Below are 22,063 nucleotides of genomic sequence, written 5' to 3'. Positions count from 1 at the left end.
CTCGAAGTACCAGGTGATGTTCCGGGCGCCCACCGGCGAGGGTGAGCCGTGGAAGCGCGTGCTGCGGCGAGCGAGATCCGAGGAGGAGGCGCGCACGATCTTCGCCCAGGCCGAGGCTGCGCTCGACACCGAGTCCGAGACCCCGCCGGGCGCGGATGTTCGCGCGTCCCGGACGATCCGGATGCTCGGCGAGGTGTACCTCAAGGACAGCATCGAGCGCGGCAAACAGCCCAGGACGATGGAGCAGCGCATCTCGCGGCTCAACGCACACATCATCCCCACCATCGGCGACGTACCGGTGACGAAGTGGCGGGTCGAGCACAGCCGCAAGGTGATGGAGAAGGGGTCGAAGACGCTCTTCTCCCAACGCGGCCGCGAGGACCTGCGCGGCCAGCTCGCGGCGATGCGCAAGCTGGCGTGGCGTCTGGGCTGGCTCGATCGCAGCGTCGACCCGCTCGACGGCCTGGAGATCCGCCGCGCCAACGTGCTCCATGGGGCGACGGCGCAGTACGTCGATCCGCGGCTGCGCCCCGAGACTCGTCAGGTGAAGGCGATGGCGGCTGCGGCCGACGAGCTGTGCGGGCCCGACGGCACGGACCCGCAGATGACCCGCCTTCCCCTGCTTGGCACCAAAATCCGCGTGGCCGGCTTCGGCGGCCTTCGGCTCGGCGAGCAGAACGCGCTCCGCGCGATCGACGTCTTCTTCGACCGTGGCTACGTCCTCGTGAACGGCTCGTGGATCACGCCGCGCGGCCAGGCCGGTTTCCGTGGCCCGGTGAAGAACCACACTCTCCACGAGGTGCCGCTGCCGAAGTCTCTGATGCGGGAGGAACTTCTACCGCGAGTCAAGGAAGTGTTTGGACTTTCCGCTGGCGCCTCGCTCCAGCAGGTCGTCAACGCGCAGGAAGCCGAACGGCAACGCCGATCGTCACTGGCGACGCGGGAGAAGGACAAGAACCTCGCCTGGTGGAACTACCCCGTCCCGCCCGAGGACGAGTTGTGGTTGTTCATCGACTCCGTCACCGGTCTGCCGGTCAAGCCTGAGCTGCACAACGATCGCTGGCACCGCGTCCGCGCCTGGGTCGACGAGAACGATCCCAACAATGCCTGGCCACGCACCATCGTCTACCGCAACCTCCGCCACCACGCTGCGACCAGGTGGTTCCACGACGAGCTCGGCGAGTCCTGGGAGGTCGTCGCCCAGTACCTCGGTGACAAGCTCACCACCGTCCTCAACCACTACGTCCGCGCTGGCGAAGACGCCCTCCGCGACTCGGTTGCCAAGTTGGCGGACATTTAGCGGTTGGGTATCGCCGGAACATTCTGGTCGCAGGCCAAGGGCCAGCAGACCTCGAGATGACGCGCGTGCACAACACACAGGCCGGACCAATCTCCTCTTGCCGAAACCGCCACGGCGACGTGCCACGAGGCCATACGCTCCAACGGCACTTCCGAGACGGAGAACGTGATGCTCGAGCAGCGGATGATTGGCCAACCGGGCAGGACCGGAGCCCGGGTAAGCAACATCGACGCCATCGTCGACCTTGTCCGCGTCGGCGCTGCCGCGTTCGACGCGGCGGTAGCCTACGTCACGGACACCGGCGTTGACACGCTGATCTCCAACATCTCATCGAGCGGTGCTGACGCCGAGTGGACTGGCGTCACTAAACGCTTTCTGGTGAGCATTGACTGGTATCGCTCGGATCCAACGGCACTCGAACGTCTTGCGGCGCTGCCGGCCGAGGTCCGCGTTCACGACGGAAAGAGAGTGGTTGATCGGCGGGGCTGCGTCCCCTTCGTGCCGTGGCACCCGAAGTGGTTCTCGGTGCACGGATCGTCAGTTAGAGGCCATCTCGTCGGATCAGGAAACCTGTCGCGGAACGGCCTTGTGTTCGGTCACGAAGCCGGCACGCTACAAATCGTGCGCAAGCCGTCAAACAAGGCCGAGAAGACTGTCGACGCAGCCATCCGCGCCGGCGAGGCTTGGTTCGAGAACTGTTGGGCTGGTGCCACCCCCTTGTCCACCATCATCGGCGAGTACCGTCGTGGATTCGCCGCCCTCCCCAAGACTGAAGTTGCGCGAAACGACGATGTCGCAGATGTGTCCGGCCGGGTTGGCACTCGATATGGACTTAGTCCAGAGCAGCTCACCGCCCTGACATCCGCAACCAACTTCTGGATCGAAGGCAAGGGAGGGATAAGCCGGAACCGCGGGCCATCTCGCCCCGGAAATCAGCTCAACATGTCGGCACTGATGCGGGTCTTCTTCGGCGGATCCGCCGACGAGGTTCCGAAAAACTCCGCTCTCGTGACAGTCACCATCGAGCATCCGCGGGACCAGACAATGTCGACTCCTGCTCCCATCCGGTTCAGCGACAACTCAATGGATGTCATCACGTTGCCAGTTCCTGAGTCACCGTGGCCGACGTCCTACGACGATCGGGTCCTGCTTTTCACGAAGGCCGCGCGTGGCGACGCCCTCCATTACGTACTCACCGTTCATTCCGATGCCGGCGCTCGAGCTTGGCGCAACGCTTCGAAGACGCAGGGAACGAGCTTCTCCATGCGTAGCGGTAGGCGCTGGGGGGTCTTCGGCTAAGACCTCTGACGCCGCAATCCGAATTCACCGCTGAAAGCGGCAGGTCATTCCATACGAATCCCATTCGAGGAGGGCTCAGTGGCCGTCCTTCAACGTCGATGACGCAGGGAGCGCGAACTTGAGTCGTAGACATAGTCGACGATCCCACCGGAGATGATCAATTCCACCGCCTGATCGATAACCGAGCGCGGCACAACAAACCACTCGGAGGGGTCGTAATCGCGACCTTTGAGGTCGATCTGGGTGATGTCGAGCCGGACTTCGGCGAACACCCGATGCAGCAGGTTCTCCAGGGCTGAGATCCTGATGTTGTAGGCCGTATAGTCGGCGACGATCTCGACCGGCGCCATCAGGTAGGTCGGCTGCTTCGCGGCGTTGGCGATCCGCTCCTCGACCGGGCCGCGCGAGAAGCCGATCTTGTGAAGGTCACTCACGCCAGCGATCTGCGGGTCGTCGCTTAGCGAGCGAAGGACGTAGATGTGACCGCTTGCCTCATCTTCGCTGAAGATCTCCGCGACGTCGTGGGCTACCACGATCTGACCGTCCTCGTCGCTTAGCCGGATTGCAAGCGACTGCCGATACATCGCCGACTCGGTGCCGTTCTCGAAGATGCAGCGCAGCCGTTCGCGCTTGTTCTCACGCACGGTCGACTTCTTGTACTCGGTCTTGCCGACCTCGGCGATGAACAGCATTACGCCGTTGAGGACGAAGAAGGCGCCCGGCGCGATGTGACCCAAACCGGGGTATGGGAGAAGCCGGCTCGTTCCGTCGCGGAGCTCAGCGTGCTTTTGTTTGAACAGCGGATCGTACTTTTCGAAGTCCTCGGCGGGCTTTCGACGGGCGACGTCACCTGTGTCGAACTGCTGACGACGAACCGGCAGGTCGGAGACGTCGAGGAGCCCGGAATCGTCGCCGAGCAAGTCGAGTTCGTCCCCCTCCAGCAGGTCATCTAGCGAGGCAGGGGCATCGGGGACCTTCAGAAGCCCGAACTCATCGACAGGCTTCAACGCAGCCGACTTCTCCACACTCGCGAGGATGCCTTCGAGTCTCGCGCCGAGCTTGCGCTCAGCGATCTCACGGGTCTGCGAATCCGGAATCCGTCCGTGGCTGCGACGAAACTCCACGATCTCCAGGAACGCGCGCTCTAACCGGTCGGTGGCGGTGACCTTCTTCGGCTTCTCGGGCGCATCGAGCAGACCATCGACGTCAGCATCGAGCAGCGCCTCGATGCTGCCCGGGAACTGGAAGTCGACCGGACCCACGCTGGCTTCGCCGTTCATGCTTCGTCTGCCATCTGCGCTGCTCGCTGATCTGCAAGGTGCTGCTGCTTCCTCTTCTGCAGGTACAGCAACGCTTCGGCGTATCGCTTCTCGGTCGGGTCCTCGCTGCGTACGTTCGGCTTCCGCCCGTTGACCTTGGCCCAGACCTGGATCTTCGGGAACAGCGCGAATGCCTCCTCGTCGGTGAACTCCACCCGCGTCGCGGTGATCGCGTCCGAGATGATCCGCAACACGCTCGGCGTGACGGACTTGGACATTACCTCGAAGGCCCTCTGGAAAGGGTTGACCGAGTCGATCAGGTTGATGTTGATGTCGTCGATGTTGACGAACTTCTCGGCCATCTTGATGAACCGCTTGTCACCGACCTCGCGAACTTCGCCGTTCTTGATCACGGAGTCCACGACGACCTGCTGCCGAACCTCCTCGACCTGCGACTCGTCCAGGTCGGGATACCGCTCGCGGATGATCTTCGGAATCAGTACCTTGTTGGTCGTCTCGGGATCCACCGAGCCTGCCGCGGCACGCGCGAACGTGTCATCTTGCAGGATCGTCGCCTTCAGATCGTTGAGGTCGGTCTCGACGATCTGCTTGACGCGGTCCGAGGACGGCTCCTTGAAGCCCTTGATCTTGATGACCCCTGGGGCCTTCGGCCCATCGTCGTCACCGGTGCGCTTGGTTTTGAAGGTGAAGTTTTGTGCCAACACCTGTTCCATCAGCAACGACGCGGTGATGGCCTTGAGCATGTTGTTCACCGACACCTTCACCTCGCCCTGCGAAGCGTCGGGTTCGGCGATCAGGTTTGTGAACTGGGCGTGCGCCTTTCCGGGGCTGTCCCGGGTGACGCGTCCGATGATCTGGATTACTTCGGTCAGGGACGCTCGGTAGCCGACCGTGAGGGCGTGCTCCGCGAACGGCCAATCGAAGCCTTCCTTCGCCATCCCTAGCGCGAGGATGACGTCCACGCCGTCGCGATCCTTGGAGGCGAAGGTGGAGAGATAGTGCAGGGTGTCGGCACGCTTCTTCTGATCGGTGTCGTCGACGAGATCGGCTACTCGAACGATCGCGCCGTTGTCGGCGCGGCGGATGCTGATGATCCCGGTTTCGGGGTCGGTGGACTCGACGTGGCCGATCGAGTCGATGATGAAGCCGACCTCTTCGATCTTGTCCTTGGTGGACTCGCCTGAGTTCACGTTGGGGATGTGGATGATTGTCTTCTTGCCCAGATCGAACACCTCGCCGATCGCGTCGGTGTAGCGGCCTTGGTAGAAGTGGTGGCCGATGCCGAGCGACTTCAGATGCTCGTAGCCGTTGAGTTGGTCGTAGTAGTTGAAGGTGACCGGCGTGAACCTTGCCTCATCCTCGGCGGACAGCACCGGCACAGAGTCGCCGCGGAAGTAGGAGCCGGTCATCGCTACGATGTGTGCGTCGGACCCGTTCATCACTTCCCGCAGCAGCGCACCGAGGCGGTTGGCTTCGACGTCGGCGGATACGTGGTGGAACTCGTCGATCGCAAGCACCGTACCGTCGAACGCCTCGGGAGCGAGCTTTTCGAACGCGAACCGCAGGGTCGCGTGAGTGCAAATCAGGACTGCACCGGGGCCGTTCAAGAAGTCGATGAAGGCGCCGACCTTGCCCTGCGAAGAGCCGGGGTCGCACAGGTTGTGCTCGGGCTTGACCTCCCAATCGGCGAAGAAGCCGAACTTGGTCAGGCTGGTCGCGGAGAACGACGCGCCGATCGAGCGCTCGGGGACGGCGACGATGACCTTCTGGCGGCCCTGGTTGTACAGCTTGTCCAGGGCGACGAACATCAGCGCGCGGGACTTGCCCGACGCTGGGGGCGCCTTGACCAGAAGGTGCTGGGCATCGCGCTGGGCGAAGACGCGCTGTTGCATCTCTCGCATCCCCAAGGCGTCCGTGTTGACCGACGCCCCGGTCTGGGCGTAGGTCACGTCCACGACGTTGAGCAACTTGTTCACCTATTCGTCCCCTTCGGGCCCTCGTCCGCGGTCATCGCCTCATACAAAGCGAACAGGTCCGACAATCGCTGCTCGTCGGACTCGTATCCGCGCTTCGAGTAGATCGAGTCGACCAGCGCGTCGACCTCGGCGTGCGCCAAGCGAAGGTCGGCCGGCATGAGGTCGGGATCGTAGAGCTCCCCAAGGTTCTTCTCGCAGTGGTACTCGCGGACGTCCAACACTCGCAACGCTGCCAGAATCAACTGCTCCCTGGCAGCATCACTGAGCGGAGGGACGGGGAAGTTGTTGTAGACGATCGTGTTCGAGTAACGATAGTCCGTCTTCAACTGGCCACCCACTGACCGCGCCCAGGCCATGTGCATTCTCGACGTCAGCAGCGCGAACAGCCAGGGCTCTGCGTCATACACGCCGAAGGCCGCATCCGAGATGACGGTGTCTGGGCCGAGATAGTCGATCGGAATGTATTCACGACGAGCCGACGAAACGCGAGGCACGATGATCGAGTCCGTGGGCTTGTAGCTGATCTGAACGAACCGGTGCGGCTGGGCAGCAAATGCCGCCGTACTTCCCGCCTTGCTCGTCGAACGCTCCGCCGCCACGCGATCGAGTCGCGTGCCGATCGCGGCAATCGACCGTGCCAAACTAGCTTGGCCGTCGGGCACCCATAGGCAATAGCGCTCACCGTCATTGATGAACTCGGACGACCCCATATAGCGCTTTATGAACGCCTCGCTGCGGCCGTCCGCCTCGATCATCTGCCTCCGCTCGTCAGGCGACAAGATGAGGCCGCCGCCGTCACGTGGCATTGATCCGAACACCATGTCGGGCCGCGGGGCTCCCAATGGCTTGCGCCGACGCTCCATCACGACGTCAGCACCGTCTGCTAGGTATCCGTTGATGTTGGTGGCAGCGATTTGGAGGTCGTCGGTGTATAGGTACTTCGGCGACGACGTCTTGTTCCTCAACCCGATCACCGCCACCGTCACGCCCGCGTTGCGCTTGGCGTTGTTCTCCCACTTGAACGAGGTGTAGGCGAAGCCGACCTCGATGCCCTTGGCGAAGATCATCGGGAACATCAGACCGACGTGTTCGCCTTGGGCGACCGAGTTGGTCGTCACGAAGGCGAGCGAAGCTTCCGTGCCTTCGATGTAGTCGGCACCCTTGATGAACCACAGCGCGATGTAGTCGAGGTTCTTCGAGTACGGACGTCCTCCGAACACGTAGTCGTAGTCGGCCTTCTGGTCCTTGGTCTGAGTCTTGGCGCCGGCGTACGGCGGGTTGCCGATGAGGTAGATCTCCTCATCGCCGTCGTTGGGACACACTGACTGCCAGTCGATCCGTGCGGCGTTCCCCTCTCGGATCTGACCGGTCTCCCTGAGTGGGATCAGCGGGATGGAGAGGTTGAACTTCTCCTTGAACTCGGCGTTCATCTGGTGCTTGGCGATCCACAGGGCGAGGATCGCGACCTCGACGGCGAAGTCGTCGAGCTCGATGCCGTAGAAGTTCTCGATGTTGATCTTCGACTCGACGTAGAGCATCTGGTGGTTCACGTCGACCTCGGCGAGCCGCTCGAGGATCGCGTGCTCGAGGCGTCGCAGTTCCTTGTAGGCGATGACCAGGAAGTTTCCTGATCCACAGGCAGGGTCGAAGACCTTGATCTCGCTGATCCGGTTCAAGAGTCCTTCGAGCTTGCGCCGCGAGTCGTACGCAACGTCGAACTCATCCTTCAACCCGTTGAGGAACAGAGGCTCGATAGTCTTAAGGATGTTCGGGACCGATGTGTAGTGCTGACCGAGGTCCGACCGCTTGCCCGGGGTGACGATCGCCTGGAACATCGAGCCGAAGATGTCGGGGTTGATCTCGCGCCAGATCAAGGTGCCGGACTCGATCAGCAACTCGCGGGCCTTCTTCGTGAACTTCGGGACCCTGTGCTCGGCAGCGATCGTGAACAGCCGTCCGTTGACGTACGGGAACCCTCGAAGGTGCTGTGGCTTGTCGCCGGCGTGGGGCGTGTCCAGCGCGTTGAAGAGATCGGTCAGGAAGTCAGCGACGTCGGACCCGTCAGCCTGAGTGTGACTGCCGACCGCGTTGGTGAACTGGTTCTCACCGAAGATGCCCGTGTCCTCGGCGAAGAAGCAGAACAACAGCCGGGTGAAGAAGACGTTGAGGGAGTGCCTCCCGAAGGAGTCGCCGAGGATCTCAGGGTTCGCGGCGAGCAACTCGTCGAAAAGCTTGCCCATCCGCTCAGCGGCCTTGACGTCAGCGTGCGCCTCAGCCACGTACTGAGCCTTCTCCATGCCGGCCCAGGGCAGGAAGAACGTGAAGTGCTGGTCGATGTCTGCGATCGGCACCATCAGGTTCTCGCCGGTCTTCGTGTCGACGGCGATCAGCTCTGAGTAGTCGGTGACGATGACGAAGCGCGGGCGGTAGCGGACGACCGCTGGCGCGGTTCGCAGCGCGTCGATGACGGCCAGCGGGTCGCCGGTCGTTTCCTTAAAGTACACGACGTTCTTCTGAGCGACCTCAGTTGTCGGGTCGTCGGCAACGTTGAGCGACCCGTTGCGCAGGCGTGTGACGTTGCCCCGCGATCGGCCGTAGGCGAGAAGCAATTCGAAGATGAACTCGCGGTCATACGACGGCCGCCCGCCGAGGGGGGCGACCCGCTCCTCGACGGCCTTCAGGTTGAGCTTCACTATCGAATCATCTTCTCAGTCGTCGGTCGGGTTGGAGTGGTCACCAGCGCATAGCGGCCTCTTGATCCCGATCCTGCCAGCGGGGGCCGACATCGCCGGTCTTCTGTCGCACCCAGCCTTCGGGTGCCCATCGCCCTCCTGCCTCTCGCCTCCCGCAACACCTCGTCCCTCAACGCTAACTAACAACCACGAACGGCTCCTAAATCCACCCTCCAGATCGCCCTTTCGCCCACCTTAAGAAGCGGCACGCATGCTACGAAAGTAGGTAGCGGGGTGGACGCAGTCGTCGCTCTGATCAGCGGGTTCGTGGTTGTTGACGGTTGTCGAGGGGGTGGTCTCGATGCACGGTGGCATGAAGGTCTACCGCGGCGCAGCCGCAGCGGCGCGGCACTACGTCGAGGCCGACCGGTCGTATGCGGACGACTACTACCTCGCTGAGGGCAGCGGTATCGCGATGCGGTTCGTGGGCTCCTCGGAGGGTGTTGATCGCCGGGGCGACATGGACGGCGAGACGTACGAGAAGTGGGTCGCTGGAATCGAGGTCGAGACCGGGGCGGGGAAGGGGTGGCTGCGCAAGGACGATCATGCGGTGCGCTTCGTCGAGGTCACCGTCAACGGACCGAAGACGTGGTCGCTCGCCGCGGCGCTTCACCCGGAGGTCGAAGCGGCCTATGACGCCGCCCAGATGGCGGCGGCTGAGGAGATCATCGGCTGGCTTGCCTCGCACGCGACGACCCGGGTGGGGTCACGGGGCCGGCAGGTGCAGGTGCCGGTCGAGCAGATCGAGGCCGCCGTCGTCCGCCACTTCACATCCAGGGCCGGCGGCCCTCACCGGCACCTGCATCTCCAGATCAACGCCAGGGTGTTCGCCGACGGCGCGTGGCGAGGCATCCACACCGTCGGTGTGCGCGACAGCCTCGAGGCGATCAACGGGATCGGTCACGCGGCCGTGATGACGAACCCCTAGTTCCGGGCAGCGCTCGCCTCGCACGGACTCACCCTCGACGCGGAGACCGGCGAGGTCGCCCAGCTGGTGCCTTATGCCGGTGCGTTCAGCGCACGGGCACGCCAGATCGAGACCAACGTCGATACCTATGAAGCCCAGTGGCGTGCACCATCCCGGTGAGGAGCCCGGGCCGGCGTTGCGGCGGGCGTGGGATCGCCGGGCGTGGGCCGACGCCCGCCCCGACAAGGTCGTACCGACCTCGGGCGAGGAACTGCGGCAACGGTGGGTCGAGGAGTTGCACGAGCTGGGCTGCCGCGCGCCCGGTGTCGCGGGTGCAGCGTCGTCAGTTGCCGGTGACCCTGCGATGCTGCGGCCCGGGCTGGTCGACCGCGACGCTCTGGTCGACCTCGCGCTCGTCCGGCTCGGCGCGCGACGCTCGGCCTGGAATGCCGCCGATGCTCGGGGGGAGGCCGAGTGGTTGATCGCCGCCACCGGTGGTGCCATCGACGGCACGGTCCGACGCGAGCTTGCCGAGGACCTGACGTCCCGGATCGTCACCGCGTCACGACCTCTGCTCGGCCGCACCGACGTGCCCGAGCACGTGCGCGCACTCACGTCGACGGACGTGCTGGCTGTCGAGCACGAGATAGTCGACCGGATCACCCAGCGGGCCGAGACCAGGTCGATCACCATCGTGGAAGGGGCGGCTGGCGCCGGCAAGACCACCCGGCTCGCCGCGACACGGGAGCCGATCGAGGCCAAGGGCTACCGGATGCTGATGGTGACGCCGACCCGCAAGGCCGCTCAGGTCGCCGCCACCGAGGTCGGCACCTCCGCGCACTCGGTGGCCTGGCTGCTGCACCAGCACGGGTTCCGCTGGGATGACGACGGGAAGTGGAACCGTGTGGCATCCACCCCGTCGCCCTCGGCCCTTCTGGATCGTGGTGACCTGTTGGTGGTCGACGAAGCCGGGATGCTCTATCAGGACACCGCACGTGCGCTCCTCCGTCTCGCCGACGAGACCGTGGCCAGGGTGATGTTGGTCGGTGATCGTCACCAACTTCCCGCCATCGGGCGTGGCGGAGTACTCGACCTCGCCGTCCGGTACGCGCCTTACGGAGTCACGCAGCTCGACACCGTCCGCCGCTTCGCCGACCCCGCCTACGCCGAGTTGTCGTTGTGGATGCGATCGGGAGAGAAGCCCGGTGACGTCTTCGACGAACTCGTGCGCCGCGGCGAGGTGGTGATCCACGCCAGTGAGGTCGAGCGTCAGCAGGAGCTCGCAGTGCGCACGACGTACGGCGAGCTCGTCGTCGCGGACACCCGCGAGCAGGTTGCCAAGATCAACGGGCTCGCCCATCAGGTCCGCAAGGCTATGGGGGAGGTGACCGAACGACTGGTCACCGCCTCGGGCGAGCGGATCGGAGTCGGCGACCGGATCGCCACCCGCCGCAACGACCACGACACCGACGTCGCCAACCGAGAGACCTGGACTGTGCTCGCCTGCGATGACGGCGCCCTGACCGTTCACGGCGAGGCGGGCAAGCGGGTGCTCGCGCCCCAGTATGTGCGTGCCAACGTCGAGCTCGCCTATGCCACCACGGCCTACGGCGCACAAAGTGCGACGGTCCCGGTCCCGCACGTCCTGGTCGGCGAGCACACCGGGGCCGCGTCGGCGTACGTCGGCATGACCCGTGGCCGCGAGCGCAATGTCGCCCACGTCGTCGCGGAGTCGGTGGAGGAGGCGCGGAGCCAGTGGATCGCCGCGTTCGGTCGCGACCGCGCCGACCTCGGTCCGACCTACGCACGGGGCGCCGCTGCCGACGCCGTCGACCGTTACGGCCCCAACGCGCCGGCGCGACCTGCCCCACGCCGCGCGGCGGCTCGACGTCACGAGGACGGCTTCGGCCGCCGGTCGCCGGCCTCCTCGCGTAGCCGTGATCTCGGACTGTGACTGCCGGGCGGGGTAAGTCGGGCGGATCGCCACCGTTGTGGCGGTAGCGGGGGAGACGAGGGCAACCGCTCGTATCCCCGGACCCGTGCGCCCGGCGCGATCTCCGGGTTCTCGCGGAAGAAGAAACTCAGCCCGTCCACATCCGAGGGCATGGTGGCCAGCCGAATCGCCGGCTCCCATGCGTCACGCACGGGGCCGAGGAGATCGAGCTCGTCCCAGACGTCGACGAGGAGGCCGCCATCGACCCACCGGATCATCTGCTGAGGCAGCCCACGGCGGATGAGCTGCTCGTACACGCCCCGCCGCTCTTCGCGCTCGCGCATGTTCCACGTGCGCATCCCGGTGTCCTGGATCAGGTCCGGGATGTGCAGCGTCGCGAAGCACGTGGGCGGCTCCACCGACCACAGGATGCTGGGCGCCCAGAACGCCACGATCCCCTTCGGGTGGTGCTCAACCCAGTCGACGCGCGTGCGTAACGACAGCTCGTGGTCCGTCGCGGCCAGGATCCGCGACGCGACCTTCATCGACGGCGACTTCAGGCCACGCTCGTACGCCGACAGCGTCGCCTGCGAGGTGCTCGACAACGACGCGAGGCGTGCCTGCGTCAGGCCGCGTGCCCTGCGCGCAGTCTCAAGCAAGAAGGGCCGGTCCATCCAGTCACGATATCCGATCGGACGTATTTGGCCCCGGCTTGGTGCGGTACGCACACCTACCTGTTGCCCACAATTGTCGCGGGCCCTCGCCGAGCAGGAGGAACCATGAACAATCACCCCAGCGATGTCCCCTTCCATGAGCGCCACGACGACGAGCTGCTCACGCTCGAGGACGTCGCCCAGATCCTGAGGACCTCGGCGAACACCGTCCGCTGGTGGCGCCAGGTGGGCACTGGCTCGGAGTTCTTCAAGATCGGCCGGCGGCTCTACACGACCGTCGCCGACCTGCGTCGCTTCATCCGCGAGCAACGCCTTGCCGCCCGGCCTGTCATCTCTCGGCCCAAGGCGGTGTGAGAACCATGGACGACCCGCGCCACGTCTTCCTCACCGCGAGAGAGGTGATGGCGCGCTACGGCTGGGGCAAGACGAAGGGGTACCAGAACCTCAAGGACCGGAGGGTGGTGCCGCCGCCGGTGATGACACACCCCGACCGCTGGAGGCTCGACCAGCTCCTTGCCCGGGAGGAGAGGCGGATGGCCCTGGCCGAAGTGGCCGTGGACACGCTCGTTGCGCCCGACCGCGAGCCGACGACCGTCACCGACCTGCTCCCCCAGCCCAAGCGACGGCGCCGGTCAGCGTGAGTGGCGCTCATGCGCGGCCACAATGTTGGTCGACCGGTCTGGGTTCTACGGCGCAACGGCTTCGAATCCGCCCCTCTTTGAGCGAAGCACCCAATGTCGCCCGCTTCTCCTCGCCCGTGCTTCTTCGTCCGCACGAGCGCTCAGGCTCTGCCCCCCGGAGACGAAGGTGTAGCTGAAGTTCTTCGCCAACGTCCCCCGGGGAAACGACAACTGGTCGAAGCCCTGTTGGGGCATGACGGCGCTGCCACATCCGAACCGGATGTGGCGATCGTGGTGGAGGTCGTCAAACAGGTAGAGGTGTAGGCGGCCAGGGCGGTTCCAAAGGTCGAGATGCCGGAGCGTTGCCGAGATGTCGTGAACCGTGTATGGGTTTGTGGGGTGGCTCCGGGTGCTCTTGCGAAGCACCTCTTGGCCGGAACAGGCGAACAAGTTGACGGACGCGGCCTGAGGGAGGTTGCGATCTAGAGCGTTCAAGAGCCACAGGAGGTAGTCGGCGCGCTGACGGCCAGTTCGGTGAAGGCCCGAGAACAAGTATCGGTCGAAGATGTTCACTTCAGAGGACACGCGTGCGAGTGGCGAAAAGTACGTTTCCCAGAGGGTCGTGCTCGGCGTCCCCCTTGGAATGACTGTTTCGCTTCTCAGCCTCTTGATCGAGGTGACGGTGTTGCATTGGTCGGCAGCGTTTGCCAGAGCGAGTTCGAGATTGCCTCCCGCATCCGCGAACCCCGCCAACTCATAGAGGCTCGTAATCTGAGCACCCGTGAGGCCCGACACGGGGCCCCCGGTGCTGTTCACGACGACAAGGTCGGCGTTGGAGCGCAGTCCGTCAAGATCTCCCGACTTGAGTAACTCGCGCGTCGATGCATGGTTCGGAGGGCACGCCCGTAGGACATCTGGCCCGCCGTTCGCCAGCGCCCGGATCAGTGGTCGCCAGAAGTCGTATCCAAGTGATTCCGCCAACCGCTCGAGGACAGTCAGTAGCTCCCTTGCGTCGTGTTCGCCCAGCAACGACAGGAGGCCGAATTCCCGTACGGTCTCCGCTAGCCGTCGGCTTTGAAGCCGCTGCTCCAGGGCACCCCCGGTGGCGGGTTGGAGTGCTAGGGCGTCGAACGCAATCCGGGTGATCACCCCCAGCCTCCAAGGACGTCCTCAAGAGTGTCGTCAAAGAAGCCAGTGGGCCACGGGTCGAGAAGCTCACCCTGCTCGCCCAGCCGGAGCCGGCGGACGTGTGCACCCTCGCCGTCGATGTTGTCCACGTACAGCACGGCCACGTCGTCGTGATGGAGCTTGCCCTGCCGGACAAGGCGCCGCACGCGAAGCAAGAGACTTTCCGAATGAGTCTCGACGATGAGCTGGTTGCCCCGCCGAAGAACCGAGAGCGCAAGCAGATTCCCTAGCTTGGCCTGAAGTCGGGGGTGCAGGTGGAGTTCAGGTTCCTCGATGCAGATGATCCGCTGGGTCGCACGAAGACAGACATCGATGATGGGAAGGAGCTGACTCACCCCGTAGCCGACCTCTGCCAACGAGACTGGCGCACCAGATCGGCTGTCAACCAGCTGCCAGTCGCTGATGCTGACCGTGCCGCCCTCAGCTCGGAACACGGGCTCGAATCGATGGTCGATCTCAAGTTGCTCAAGCGCCTGGTTCAGCAGCTCCTGCACTTCAAAGCCAGCGATCCGCCGACTCGGAGCGCCGGCCACACCCCAAGTGTCGGGACCCGCGATGTCGTCGAGTCCCACGGGCGTGTACTTGCCCTCTGGGGCGCCTCGATGTGGACCGAAATGTGTCAGTTGTCCCGCGAGGCGAAACAGGGCTCGCTTGAGTTCAGCGTTGGCGTGGCCGAACAGGTCGTGGTCCACATCCCGCGGGTCCGCGCCGGCGGCTTCCGCACCGGTCCACTCCCTGACCTCCCACTTCGGCTCAACGTTGCCGTAGGAACTGCTGTCCACACGATCCGCAGCCTCGTAGTTCAGGAAGAACTCCTTGTGTGTCAGCTCCTGCAAGTTGGCCCCCATCGCCGACGACTGCCAAGGGCCGACGTCAGACGACTGGAATCCGAGCTCAGCCGTCGCAACTGAGTCTGAACCCGAGATCCGATAGTCCACACCGAGCTTGAGGGTGCGCGTCTGGGAGAACGGAACGTCCTCACCCTGACGCTCCCAGGTGATCACACTCTCGGGCCGCACATCAGGAAAGGCGCGGCGCCAGAGCCCTAGCGCATCGAATCGCCCGGCATCAACCGCATGCATGAAGAGCCGCAGACCATTGAGAACCGTAGACTTACCGGCCGAGTTCGGCCCGTAGACAAGAGTCAGTGGTGCAAGCGGCACCTCGTGGCGGCCCGCGAGAGACTTCAGATTCTCTGCGTGGAACCGTGTAACAAGCAACTTCGGGCGACGACGCTTTTGCGGCGTTGCCGGATCGTCCGAATCGTCTGGCCGTGCGTCCTTCGCCACACCTCGATGCGCCGACGACTCCTCATCACTGAGGTCTGCATCGAATCTGCGGAAAGCCTCCTCTGCCCGCTTGAGTTCTTCGGCCTCGCGCATAGCGGCATCGCGCATCCGCCGGACGTAGTCATCCTGCCGGATGGTCATGCGGCGACGATCCAGCCCGACCCAGTCAGGTCCGAGCCTGGAGCCGACCGCCTGCTCCTGCTCCTGCTCCTGCTCAGGATCGTGTGGGTCAGGCATGCGAAACTCCTTCGTTCTTGGCAAGACTATTCAGGTTCCGCAGTCGGACGGCACGGACGCGTCCGGTGACCTGAAGGCCGCTGCCACCCATGCGGGGTCGCGACGGAACGGAAACGACCTCAATCTTCATGACCACAGGTGGTCGCCCCGGGACTTTATTCGCCCATACCCAGCATGTTTCGCCCGGATTCCCGCTCGAAGCGACCAACCCCGCTCCGTCGGGAGCCCCGCGTAGCCGAGAAATGCACGAACGCGGCTTCGACATGCTCGACACTGATGCCGTGCCGCCTGCGTTGGGCCCCTTCGATGGTGTATAGCCGCGGCGACCCCCCGACCGTCAACCGTATCTGGACGAGCCGTGATCGAACTCGCCGCCGCAGTCGCGTGAGCCGGCCATGGGTGCGGCGGGGTATCGCCAGACATACACCAGTCTGGCAGAGGACGACGAGGAGCGTGAGGTATGTCATCAGCTGTCACTTCAACTGCCGACGACGCGCACGGCGGCGGGGTTGAAGAGCTTCTCGACAACCTCACACACTGCGGGCATGTATTCGGCGGGCACTACCCGCGAAGCGGCATGGACGGCGGCTGGCGCAATGGCCTTGGACATGAAGTCTCCGAGAGCGGACTGGATCCAGAGCGTGAGCATGATCAGGCCTCACTCACCGGGGCGAAGCTGAGCTGGCCCTTCTCGTTCTTGCCGGTCACCCGGACGTAGATGGACTGGCCAACATTGACGAGGAGCGCCGCGTCATCGACGCGGCGCCCGCCGTTGAGCGGATGCAGCTCAGAGACGTGCAGGAGGCCGGACTCGCCGGACGGCAGGAGAACGAAAGCTCCAAACGGTTTCACGCCGGTAACCTCACCCCAGCACGGCTCGTAGCCTCGCGCCGGCGCAGGGGACAGCGCCGCCTGGATCTTGGCGATCTCGACCATGTCCTGGGCCTCGATCAGCGCGAGGTCCACCCGATGGCGGACCTGGGCGAGCATCTCGTCAATCACCTTCGAGGGCTGAGTCTTGCCCCTCCGGGACTGCGTCGCATGCATCAACTGCTGCTCGAGGTCGGCAGAGCAGGCGAGCCACAGAACTTCGTCAGCCTTGGCCTTGGGAGAGGCGAACACGCCGGAGGGTGCTTCGCGGAGGATTCCGACCAGCTCGTTCCGAGCGCGAGCCAGCGACTTGGCGAGGGTGCCCTTGGCCACGGTCAACGCCTTCTCGAGTGCCCGGACCTGTGACGGGTCGCTGCTCTCGACCAGTGGGGGGAGGAGCGTCGTCACTAGTTCCGGGACGTAGGCGAACGGCGTGGAGCCGGCAGCGATGCTGGCCGAGAGCGCTGCGACGGAGGCGATGCTGTTTTCGTGAGCGACACTTCGGACGGGAGAAAGCTGGGACATGGTGGTTCCTTCCTCAAGGACGACGTTGTGGTCTGGGGTGGTCGCGATCGCGACTTCACGTGAGGCCTCGCGGAACGAGGCGGTCGGAGCCAGCGACTGATCCTGCTGCTGGCGAATCAGGTGGTGGCCTACTGCGTCATTGAGGAAGTTGATCTACTCGCCCGCCGAGCGGGAAGGCGAGCCGGGATTGCCTGCCGCGCTTCGTACGGACCGGCCGATGGCTTGACCAGCACGTCCCTTGCTGTAGTACTGGCCGTCGAAGTTGCCGTTCGCCTTCAACGCGGCTACCTGCTTCGTGGTCGCGGGCTGCGACCACATGCGCGAGTTGGAGGATCGCTGCAGGGAAGAGGACGCTGAGGCACCGCGGGGCGTGTCGCTGCTGCGGCCGCCGTATCCCCCGGTCCTCTTCGCCATCTCGACTCCTGCGAACGGGGCCAGCAGGGTTGCTGGCCGGAAAATGCAAAGTCGAGAAATGTAACACCCTTGTCAAGTCCCGCCGACCAGGCCGGGCGTCACCCCGAGGTCGCCGTCACCCGTCGGCATACGCGGCACATCGAGCTCCATCGTCCGCAGCAGGACGGCGTGCGCGCCTACCAACGTCAATGACTCTGCGTGGACCGCGAGGACGCCAAGACGTTGATGACCGCGCGGCGGCTCCACTCGATCTCGGTGCGAGGCGTCTTGAGCCCTGTCATGGCACTCGCCGTCCCAGCAGGATGTCGGCCTGCTCGGCCATGCGGTCGATGCCGCCGTAGGTATCGAGGATCACCTGATCGCGCGCGGCGACAGTGATGTCGTTGATCACCATCCGGCCAAGCTCACTCACGCCGTCGAACGGGATCAGGGTGACCCTCATCCCGAAGGAGCCCGGCTCCTTCGGCACGAGCCCGGCCGCTGTGGCGGCGCGCGCGACGTCCTCGACGTAGAGCACCGGCCAGGCCTCCCCCGCGCTGGAGCGGTAGAGGTTCGCCCCGGCGTCACCTGTCAGGGCGTATGCGACACCAGCCGTGCCGAGGGCCTCAGCAACGTCGTACGCACTCGGCCCAGCTTTGAAGTGCCTTGCCTCGCGGCGACGGGTGAGCCGGGCGGCACGGCCGGCACTGAACAGCAGATCCGACTCCTTGCCTGGCACGACCCGACCTTGGTCATCGACCAGCCCGATCCGCGTCCAGCGCTGTCGCCATGCTTCGACTCCGGGCGTGACCGAGACGCCGAGCGACGGGTCGAGCGCGAGCCGTGCGGCAGCGATCGCGGCTACGTCGGCAACTCCAGTGAAGCCGATCGGCTCGCCCAGGACGGCCAGGATCTCCTGCGCCAGGTCGAACGACGGACTCACCGCCCCGGACTCGATCCGGGTCACCGTCGTCGGGGCGACGCCGACCATCGCCGCGAGCTGACGGGCGCTCAACCCGTTCGCCCGGCGCAGGGTCGAGGTGCGCTCCGCAAGGTCCATGCGACACATCCAATGGCAGCGTTGCAAATATGCAACGCGTTAAGAAGTCGCGCTAGACCTAACACGTCCGCCAGGACGTGTTAGGTACCTCGACGCGTCGCAGGAGCGCCCGAGTGATACACGAGAGTGATGCACGAGGCCCTGAAATCGGTGTCCCAGGGCGGTCTTGGATGAACCCGGGCGACCCGCCGCGGCCCCTTTGACCTGCGGGTTCGTCAGATTCCGCCAACAGCCATCGACGGCTTCACCTCGTGACACCAGTGGCAGGCGGCGTAGCCGACCGACAGCAGCACGGGCACGTCGCGCTCACGGGCCTCGGCGAACGCCGCATCGCCCCACTCCTGCCAGTGCACCGGGTTGTCCTTGTGCTGCAACAGGTAGGGGCTCGTCGCCCCGGCGAGCCGGTTCGCCATCGTGACCACCTTCCGTAGGACGCGCGGCCGTCAAGTGCCGGCTGGTCCGCCGACCCGGCCGTGCCGCCGCGGTGCCACGAGTCTGACAGCCGGGCGGCGCGGCCACCTCCGTCCGGGCGCCCCCGCACGGCCTGGGAGTCACGGTCAGATGTCGCCGCCGGCGCCGCCGTCGTCCCGTGGGGAGGTCGGGTCCAGGCGGCGTAGGTCGGACACGGCCGGCCCCTCGAGCACGGTCCCGTCCGCCGCGAAGCGCGAACCGTGCAGCGGGCAGTCCCACGAGCACTCCGCGTCGTTCCAGGCGACCACCCCACCGAGGTGGGTGCACGCCGCGGAGAGACGCCGGGTGCGCCCGTTCACGGTGCTCACCGCGACCAGGCGCTGCCCGTCCAGCTCGACCCGTCCCTGCCCCTCGGGCGGGACGACGGCGGAGGAGTGCACCCGGGGGGCGGTGCGGTCCGCCGCCAGGCGGGCGGCGACGTCGGCGTTGAACCGCACCGCCTTGTCCAGCCCGGTGAGTGCGTTGGGGCGCCACGTCCGTAGCGCACGTGCCCAGGGCATCTGGCCCTCGAGGATGGTGCTGGTCAGCGCGAGCGCGGCGGCGACCCCCGTGGTGAGCCCCCACTTGTCGTAGCCGGTGGCCACCAGCACCCGGTCCGAGCCGGGCACCAGCGGCCCGACCGAGGGCAGCTCGTCGATCCCGCGGTAGTCCTGGGCGGACCAGACGTGGGTCGCGGTGGCACCGGGAAAGTGCGTGGCCGCCCACCGCGTCAGCTCCCGGATGCGCTCGCGCGGGGACGCGGCGCGGCCGCCGGGGTGGCTGCCGCCGGCCACCACGAGCCGCTCGCCGCCCGTGACCGGCGCGGTGCGCAGCGACCGGGAGGGCTGGTCGCCCGCGATCGCCATCACGGACGGGAGCGGGCCGGGCACGTCCAGGGCCACCCCATAGGTCCGGTTCGGCTCCAGCCGGGCGAAGAACCCGCCGCGGTCCAGCATCGGGGTGCCCGTGGCGAGCACCACACGATCGGCGCGCACCTCACCGGCGTGCAGGCGCAGCCGGCACGGGTGGCCGGCGTGGACGCCCATCACGCGGGAGCCCTCGAAGATCTCCCCGCCGTGGCGCTCGACGTCCTGGGCGAGCGCGACCAGCAGGTCGCCGGCGTCGAGCTGGGCCTGGTCCGCCAGGCGGGCCGCACCGTAGGTGGGGAACGGCAGGCCCGCGTCCTCCACCCACTCCACGGGCAACCCGGCCTCCCGGGCGGCGTCGTGGACGTCCCCGACGGCGTCACGGCCCTCCTCGGTCTGGGCGAAGGTCAGGTCGGGGCGGCGTTGCACCGGGACCCCGTGGTCGGCGCAGTACCGCAGCAGCCACTGCTGGCCCTCCAGGCTCGCCTCGACGTACGCGCCCACCGTGTGGGCGGAGTGCCGCCGCGCGATGCGTGCGAGCTTGGTGCCCTGGAGCACGGTGACCTTCCCGGTGGTGTTGCCGGTGGTGACGGCACCGAGCCGGCGCGCCTCGAGGACTGCCACCGAGCAGCCGGCGCGGGCCAGGAGCAGGGCGGTCGTCAGACCTGTCAGACCGCCGCCGACCACGACGATGCCGAACGAGCGGCCGACGGGTACACGCGGGTAGACGGGGAGGTCCGGACGGTCCAGCCACAGCGAGGTCATCGCTCACTCCGTTCCCTGGCGGGTGCGGCTCGTCAACGAGCACCGACGGCCGTGGCCGGAGGCCGGCTCGGCCGCCGGGGATGCGGCCAACGGTAGGGCGGCGAGGTGTCCGCCGCATCCGCGTCACCGCAAAGGACGAAGGCGCTCGCGGGCCGGGTTGTCCCAAGTGACGTCGCGGCCCGAGCTCGTAGGCCGGTGCTCCGGTCGCGCGACTGCGCGATCCGGCTTACCTTCACGAAATCCGCACGGAAACGGCTCGGAATGCCACAGCACGGGGAACTGAGGAGGAACCAATGAGCAGGCGTGTGACACGGGCGGTCGCGCTGACGGCCGCGGGGGGCCTGGCGCTCGCGGCGTGCGCCCAGGGCACCAACAGCTCCGACGGCGAGAGCGAGCAGGGCGGGGACGCCGCCACCTTCGACCCCGAGGCCGATCTCAGCGGCACGCTCGACATCATGGGCTTCGGGCTCGGCGACGACGTCGCCACCACCCGTCACGACCTCGCCGTCGAGGCGCTCGGCGACGTCGAGGTGACCCTCACCGAGGGGGCGCTGGACATCCAGCAGTTCCTCACCGCGCTCGGCTCGGGCCAGCCGCCGGAGCTGATCTACGCCAGCCGGGACCAGATCGGCACGTTCGCCTCGCGCGGCGCGATCGTGCCCCTGACGGCCTGCATCGACGGCGAGGGCATCGCCACGGACGAGTTCATTCCCGCGGCGCTGGACCAGGTCACGTTCGGCGGCGAGGTCTACGCCGTCCCGGAGTTCAACACGGTCCAGCTCACGATGGCGAACAAGAAGCTGCTGGACGCCGCCGGGCTCAGCGTCGACGACGTCAACGGCACGGACTGGGAGGCGCTCTCGGCCGCGAACGAGGCGCTGCACCAAGGGGAGGGCAGCTCCCTGCAGGTGATCGGCTACGACACCAAGCTGCCCGAGTTCCTCCCGCTGTGGGCGCACGCCAACGGCACCGACCTCATCTCCGAGGACGGCAGGACCGCCCAGCTCGACGACCCCGCCGTGGCGGAGGCCCTGGAGTGGGCCGTGAGCATCTACGACAGCCAGGGCGGCTTCGGGGAGGTCAAGGCCTACCGCGACTCCGCCGACTTCTTCGGCGAGGGCAACCAGTTCGCCACCGACGTGCTCGGCGCGATGCCCATGGAGCAGTGGTACATCAACGTCCTGAACGAGGCCTCGCCGGACGTGCCGATGGTCTTCGACACCGTCCGCGACAAGCAGGGTGAGCCCATCGCCTACGCGTCCGGCAACGCCTGGGCGATCCCGTCCGGCACCGAGAACCCCGCCGCCGCGTGCCGGTGGATGAAGGTGATGACCGAGGTGGACACCTGGGTGGCCGCGGCCGAGGCCCGCAAGACCGCCCGGGAGGCGGACGGGCTGGCGTTCACCGGGATCCTGACCGGCAACACGGCCGCCGACGAGGCGGTCCGGGGCCTCGTCACGCCGAGCGGCAACGAAGTGTGGGACGGGGCGGTCGAAGCCATGTACACGGCCAACGACTCCACGTTCTCCCTTCCGGCCAACCCGGCCGACGCCGAGTTCAAGAGCGCCTGGCAGGACGCGGTCAACAGCGTGCTCAACGGGCAGGCGGAGCCGGCGGATGCCCTGGCCCAGGCCCAGGAGGAGGCCCAGAAGGTGCTCGACGACGCCTGGGCCGCCTGGGAGAACCGCGAGGAGTAGGC

The 22,063-nt window shown here is 66.1% G+C and carries 17 protein-coding genes and 1 pseudogene; 7 read left to right on the top strand and 11 right to left on the bottom strand.

The features are described from left to right. Positions 1-181 precede the first annotated feature (181 nt). Both FE374_RS18330 and FE374_RS18325 read left to right on the top strand, forming a co-directional pair. A complete protein-coding gene (locus FE374_RS18330) occupies positions 182-1,300 on the top strand; it encodes a site-specific integrase (protein ID WP_223173582.1) in 1,119 nt (372 codons plus the stop codon). A gap of 168 nt (positions 1,301-1,468) precedes the next feature. Next, positions 1,469-2,599 (top strand): hypothetical protein, encoded by a 1,131-nt coding sequence (locus FE374_RS18325; protein WP_139930918.1) that lies wholly within the window; start codon positions 1,469-1,471, stop codon positions 2,597-2,599. Positions 2,600-2,688: 89 nt separating this feature from the next. On the opposite strand, the gene FE374_RS18320 is transcribed toward FE374_RS18325, so the two are convergent. From FE374_RS18320 to FE374_RS18310, 3 genes are read right to left on the bottom strand one after another with little or no spacing between them, the layout of a single operon-like run. Beyond that, entirely contained in the window at positions 2,689-3,879 is a 1,191-nt protein-coding gene (locus tag FE374_RS18320) for a GIY-YIG nuclease family protein (RefSeq protein ID WP_139930916.1), read from the bottom strand. Next, a complete protein-coding gene (locus FE374_RS18315) occupies positions 3,876-5,855 on the bottom strand; it encodes a DEAD/DEAH box helicase (protein ID WP_139930914.1) in 1,980 nt (659 codons plus the stop codon). Before FE374_RS18315 ends, FE374_RS18320 begins: the two co-directional genes overlap by 4 nt. After that, the gene (locus FE374_RS18310) at positions 5,852-8,551 is read right to left on the bottom strand and encodes a DNA methyltransferase (protein ID WP_179957391.1); all 2,700 of its coding nucleotides are present in this window, start codon (positions 8,549-8,551) and stop codon (positions 5,852-5,854) included. The genes FE374_RS18315 and FE374_RS18310 overlap by 4 nt, the downstream gene beginning before the upstream one ends. Positions 8,552-8,900: 349 nt before the next feature. Between FE374_RS18310 and FE374_RS19600 the strand changes: the two genes are divergently transcribed. Then, entirely contained in the window at positions 8,901-9,515 is a 615-nt protein-coding gene (locus FE374_RS19600) for a relaxase domain-containing protein (protein WP_223173581.1), read from the top strand. Positions 9,516-9,642: 127 nt separating this feature from the next. After that, on the top strand, positions 9,643-11,448 hold the full coding sequence (locus FE374_RS18305) for an ATP-dependent DNA helicase (protein ID WP_223173580.1): 1,806 nt from the start codon (positions 9,643-9,645) through the stop codon (positions 11,446-11,448). Here the strand turns inward: FE374_RS18305 and FE374_RS18300 are convergent. Then, complete coding sequence (locus FE374_RS18300) at positions 11,385-12,101, bottom strand: helix-turn-helix domain-containing protein (protein WP_168205750.1); 717 nt, start codon at positions 12,099-12,101, stop codon at positions 11,385-11,387. The two genes, FE374_RS18305 and FE374_RS18300, sit on opposite strands and share 64 nt — an antisense overlap. Before the next feature lie 105 nt (positions 12,102-12,206). Between FE374_RS18300 and FE374_RS18295 the strand changes: the two genes are divergently transcribed. Beyond that, a complete protein-coding gene (locus FE374_RS18295; protein WP_139930908.1) occupies positions 12,207-12,455 on the top strand; it encodes a helix-turn-helix domain-containing protein in 249 nt (82 codons plus the stop codon). Between the two features lie 5 nt (positions 12,456-12,460). After that, positions 12,461-12,742 (top strand): hypothetical protein, encoded by a 282-nt coding sequence (locus FE374_RS18290; RefSeq protein WP_139930906.1) that lies wholly within the window; start codon positions 12,461-12,463, stop codon positions 12,740-12,742. A 45-nt stretch (positions 12,743-12,787) separates the two neighbouring features. On the opposite strand, the gene FE374_RS18285 is transcribed toward FE374_RS18290, so the two are convergent. From FE374_RS18285 to FE374_RS18260, 7 genes and pseudogenes are all read right to left on the bottom strand, one after another. Continuing rightward, positions 12,788-13,870 carry a hypothetical protein gene (locus tag FE374_RS18285; protein WP_139930904.1) on the bottom strand — a complete coding sequence of 361 codons (1,083 nt, stop codon included), beginning with the start codon at positions 13,868-13,870 and terminating at the stop codon, positions 12,788-12,790. Further along, positions 13,867-15,435, bottom strand: a complete 1,569-nt coding sequence (locus FE374_RS18280) for a DUF3696 domain-containing protein (protein WP_139930902.1) — start codon at positions 15,433-15,435, stop codon at positions 13,867-13,869. Before FE374_RS18280 ends, FE374_RS18285 begins: the two co-directional genes overlap by 4 nt. A gap of 478 nt (positions 15,436-15,913) precedes the next feature. Further along, the gene (locus FE374_RS19310) at positions 15,914-16,084 is read right to left on the bottom strand and encodes a hypothetical protein (protein ID WP_168205749.1); all 171 of its coding nucleotides are present in this window, start codon (positions 16,082-16,084) and stop codon (positions 15,914-15,916) included. A gap of 2 nt (positions 16,085-16,086) precedes the next feature. Next, positions 16,087-16,830, bottom strand: a complete 744-nt coding sequence (locus FE374_RS18275; protein ID WP_139930900.1) for a S1 RNA-binding domain-containing protein — start codon at positions 16,828-16,830, stop codon at positions 16,087-16,089. 691 nt (positions 16,831-17,521) lie between these two features. Beyond that, a complete protein-coding gene (locus FE374_RS18270) occupies positions 17,522-18,283 on the bottom strand; it encodes a helix-turn-helix transcriptional regulator (protein ID WP_168205748.1) in 762 nt (253 codons plus the stop codon). A gap of 251 nt (positions 18,284-18,534) precedes the next feature. Beyond that, positions 18,535-18,696 (bottom strand): annotated as a pseudogene (locus FE374_RS18265) (DUF255 domain-containing protein); the annotation flags it as partial. A 144-nt stretch (positions 18,697-18,840) separates the two neighbouring features. Further along, entirely contained in the window at positions 18,841-20,364 is a 1,524-nt protein-coding gene (locus FE374_RS18260; RefSeq protein WP_139930896.1) for an FAD-dependent oxidoreductase, read from the bottom strand. Positions 20,365-20,657: 293 nt separating this feature from the next. On the opposite strand from FE374_RS18260, the gene FE374_RS18255 reads away from it, so the two are divergent. Next, positions 20,658-22,061, top strand: a complete 1,404-nt coding sequence (locus FE374_RS18255) for a type 2 periplasmic-binding domain-containing protein (protein WP_139930894.1) — start codon at positions 20,658-20,660, stop codon at positions 22,059-22,061. Positions 22,062-22,063: the final 2 nt, after the last annotated feature.

Source organism: Georgenia yuyongxinii (assembly GCF_006352065.1).
Taxonomy (GTDB): Bacteria; Actinomycetota; Actinomycetes; order Actinomycetales; family Actinomycetaceae; genus Georgenia; species Georgenia yuyongxinii.
This window is presented reverse-complemented; position numbering and strand designations above follow the sequence as displayed.